Raw genomic sequence first — 4,079 nt, forward strand, 5'->3', positions numbered from 1 at the left:
CGCCAGCGCTGCCCGGACCTTCCCCTCAAGCGAGGCGGGCTCCCCCCGTTCCGGTTCTCGCCGCTGACCGTGCTCGTGCGCACGGCCGACGCCCGCCGTAGGCTCATCGCCTAGCGTCGCCGCGAGTCCCTCCCCCACGCCGCCGACCACGCCGCCCGGGCTCGCCCCCGGCGCCGGTCGATGCGTCCAGCCGGAACGTAAAAATCATGCCCGACATGCCCCACCTCGCGGGCGGCTTCGCCGCGCCGCACGACCACCCGCGCCTCAACGTCCGCAGCCCCGAGGGCTGCCCGCCCGAGGTGCGCCTCGTGACCTCCCCGGACACCGCCCTGGTCGTCGGCGCCGCGCCGATTGAGCGGGTCGGCCATCTCCTGCGCCAGACGCCGTTCCGGCGCCGGCCGCTGGCCTACCTGCTGATGGCCTCGGCCTCGCCGGTGCGGCCTATCGAGCTCTACGTCGGCGAGACGCTCGACGGCGAGGTGCGGATGGCCGAGCACCGCCGCGACCCGCGCCTGCCCGCAGACGAGGTCGTGCTGATCGCCTGCCACGCCGATGCGTTCGGCCGCGACGCCATCCAGGCGCTCCAGCACGGGCTCACCGCGCAGGCTCACAGGGCCGGCCGCTGCCGGGTCGTGGGCAAGCCGCCCCAGCGCTCGTGGCTGCAGAGCGCCGACCCCGAGCAGCTCGCGCGCTGGCTCCGGGCTGTGCGCCCGATGCTGATCGCTGCCGGCTGCAGCCTGTTGGAGCCGCCGGGGGCGCGGCTGCGTCCCCGGCCCGTCGCCGTGCCCAGCGGGCTTCCGCACCTTGTTGAGGCGCCTCAAGTGCTGGCGGCGCTTCCCCCCGAGCCGGCGATCCGCCCCGTACCCGAGCCCGAGCCGGTGCTCCAGGGCTACAGCCTCGACCTGCCCGCGGGGCTCCTCGCCCGCGCCGACGCCCGGCACTACGTGCTGGCCTGGGCGGGGGGGCGCGCCGAGGCCGTGGCGGCCGGCGCTTGGACGGTGCTGCGCGCCGGTTCGCGGGTGACCCCCACAGACGATCCCGGCATCCAGCTCTGCCTGTCGCGCAAGCGCCGGGCGCTGGTGGAGGCGGGCGTGCTGCGCCCCAGCGGGCGCGGCGGGCTGCTGCGGGTGGAGCGCGACGTCGCCCTGCCCTCCCTGACCAACGCCTGCCGCGTCGTCACCGGCACGAACCGGCCCGGCAGCCTCTGGGCCGAGGCCTGAGCGACCGCGACGGCCCGGACCGACCGGGCCGCCAAGACCGGAAGCCCGGTTCCGCTCCCCGCGCGACCGCTGCCGGTCGCGTCACCCCCTCCCGCTTCCTCGCCTCTCGTCCGATCGCGACGCCGCGCCCGCGCGCGTCAGCCGGAGCACCCCCATGTCCGCTCACGATCCCAGACCCATCGACGATCCTCCGCCGGTTCCTCCGGCCCGGCCGCCGGAGCCGTCCGCCCGCCTGCGCGTGCAGGTCGTCTCCAATCTCCACGTCGACGTCGCCGATACCGGCAGGCTCCGCCTCGCCCCCGGCGCCGACCTCCTCGTGGTCGCCGGCGACACCTGCGCCGGCACGGTCGAGGGCTTCGCCCACCTGCGCCGCGTCGTCCCGGAGCCCACCCCGATCGTCGCGGTGGCCGGCAATCACGAATTCTACGGCAGGATCCACACTGCCGAACTCGCCCGCGCCCGCGCCGCCGCGCCAGACTTCGGCATCGCCTTCCTGGAGGACGAGGTCGCGGTGATCGGTGGCGCGCGCTTCCTCGGCTCTACGCTCTGGACCGACTATCGCCTGTTCGGCGAGCGGCACCGCCCGGTCGCGATGGCGGTCGCCCGACGCTGCCTCAGCGACCACCGGGCGATCGCGTGGGGCGACGCCCGGCGGGGCTTCCGTCCCGAGGAGGCGGCCGGGCTGCACGCGGCCTCGCGCGCCTTCCTCGCGGCCGCACTCGCCCGCCCCTGCCCCGGCCCGACCATCGTGGTCTCGCACCACGCACCGCACCCGGCCGGGATCACCCCGCGCTACGGCCGCGACCCGCTCTCGGCCGCCTTCGCCAGCGACTTGACCGGGTTGATCGCTACCGGCGCGCCGGACTTCTGGGTGTTCGGCCACACGCATCACCCCGTGGACCGGGTGATCGGCGCCACCCGGCTGGTGGCCAACCCGCACGGCTACGGCGACGAGTGCCGGACGACGTTCGATCCCGCCCGGGTCATCGACGTCCCGCTGGCCCCGCGCCGGGAGGACCGCCCGTGAACCCCCGCGATCGCAGCGGCCGGAGCGATCCGGCGACTCGTGGGACCGGCGGCGATGGGGGGCTCCGCGAGGGCATCGGCCGGGCGGGCGCAGCGGCCGAGAATGGGCCCGCACCGGCCTGCCCCGACGACCTGCCCGATATCCAGTCCGATCTCCTGCCGGATCCCTTGCCCGTCCCGCGTGTCGACGGCGATGCCATCGACGCCGGAGATGCGGATTTCGAGACTGGGCTCGACCTGTGGTCGGATCCTGCGGCCGAGACCGCGACGCGCCGGGGCTGGCGCGGGATCCGCCGGGCTGATGGGCTGGTGTCACCCCTGCGCCTGCTCGCCGAGCTCGCCCTCGACCCGCTCCTGACGCCAAGCCTGCGCCGGGCCATGCGCGCGGGCGAGCCGATCGTCGTGGCGGTCGCGGTTCCGGGGCCGGCCTGGGTCGCGCCGGTCGATGGGGTGATCGCCGCGGCGAGCGGCGGCCAAGCCCGGCGGCTCACCCAGTCGAGCCGGCCCCGGGCGTCGGCGGCGCGCAATCCGGACAGCGAGGCGGTCGACCTCCTCGCCGAGGGGCGGCCGGTGGTGGCGATCGCCCCCGACGCCGGCTGGCTCGCCCCTACCCTCGCGGCGGCCGCCGACCACTTCCTCACCGTGCCGCCCCTCGACGCCCGCCTAGTCACCCGGGCGATCGCGATCTGGTGCGGGCGCCGACCGCGCCGGGCGGTCGCCCCGGAGGATCTCGCCGGGCTCGACCTCCTCGACGTCGCCGGGGCCCTGCGCCCCGGGTCGAGCCCGGGGGCGTGCGCCGCGCGCCTGAGGCGGGCGAGCCAGGTCCGGCTCGGGCCAGCACAGGGTGGCGCCGCCCCGCCGCTCGCCGAGCTGATGGGCTACGGCCCGGCCCACGGCTGGGCGACGGCGCTGGTCTCGGACATCGCCCGGGTGCGCCGGGGCGAAATGCGGGCGAGCCTGCTGGAGGGAGCCGTGCTCTTCGGGATCCCCGGGACGGGCAAGACCACGTTCGCCCGCGCCCTCGCGGCGGAGGCGGGCGTGCCGTTCGTGACCACCAGCGTGGCGGAGTGGTTCACCGGCTCCTCGGGACACCTCGACGGCGTGGTGAAGTCTGCCGCGTCCTTCTTCGACGCGCTGGGCGTGGCGGCCAAGGCCAACGGCACCGCGGTCGGATTTCTCGACGAACTCGACGCCTTGCCAAATCGTAGCCGGCTAACCGACCGTGGAGCCGACTGGTGGTTGCCGGTCATCACATTTGTACTGCTCAGGGTAGAGGAAGTGCGTCGTGCGGGCGTGGTGCTGCTCGCGGCGACCAACGACTTGTCCCGGGTGGACGCGGCCCTGCTCCGGCCCGGGCGGTTCGACCGCCAGTTCGAGATCGGTCCGCCAGATCCTGACGCGCGCCTCGGCATCCTGCGCGTCCATCTCGGCGCCGACCTCCGGGACGCCGACCTCGCCCCCGCGATCCGCCTGTCCGAGGGGGCGACCGGCGCGGTGCTGGCCGGTTGCGTGCGTGCCGCGCGGCGGCGGGCGCAAGGTCAGGGCCGCGCGCTCGCGCTCGGCGATCTCCTCGCCGAGCTCACCCCCGCGGACCCGCGTCCGATCGAGCAGCGGCGGGCGGTCGCACTGCACGAGGCCGGGCACGCGCTCGTCGCCCACCGCCTCGGCCAGGACGTGGTGGAGGTGACGCTCCGGATCGGCCCGCGCCACGAGGGGGTGACCGCGATCCGGTTCCGCGACCCGACGCCCGACCGCGCCGCCCTGGAGCGGCGGGCGATCGGCCTGCTCGTCGGCCGCCCGGCCGGCGCCCATGCCGGGGCGAGCGCCGACAGG

Annotated in this window: 3 protein-coding genes; all 3 read left to right on the top strand. The window is 76.3% G+C overall.

Translation table 11 applies throughout. From position 1 onward, the window contains the following. The first annotated feature begins 206 nt into the window (after nucleotides 1-206). Nucleotides 207-1,220, top strand: coding sequence for a hypothetical protein (locus AC0IY0_RS28600; RefSeq protein WP_471766451.1), 1,014 nt, complete (start codon nucleotides 207-209; stop codon nucleotides 1,218-1,220). A gap of 154 nt (nucleotides 1,221-1,374) precedes the next feature. Then, nucleotides 1,375-2,247: a metallophosphoesterase gene (locus tag AC0IY0_RS28605; RefSeq protein ID WP_471766453.1), complete on the top strand. Its 873-nt coding sequence runs from the start codon at nucleotides 1,375-1,377 to the stop codon at nucleotides 2,245-2,247. After that, a partial coding sequence (locus AC0IY0_RS28610; protein ID WP_471766455.1) for an AAA family ATPase occupies nucleotides 2,244-4,079 on the top strand: 1,836 nt, incomplete at its 3' end. The genes AC0IY0_RS28605 and AC0IY0_RS28610, both read left to right, overlap by 4 nt.

The organism is Methylobacterium sp. AC315, from assembly GCF_979253755.1.

Bases quoted from the DNA above. Each gene is read 5' to 3' on its own strand.
- AC0IY0_RS28605 (WP_471766453.1), top strand. From the start codon at position 1,375: ATGTCCGCTCACGATCCCAGACCCATCGACGATCCTCCGCCGGTTCCT.
- AC0IY0_RS28600 (WP_471766451.1), top strand. From the start codon at position 207: ATGCCCGACATGCCCCACCTCGCGGGCGGCTTCGCCGCGCCGCACGAC.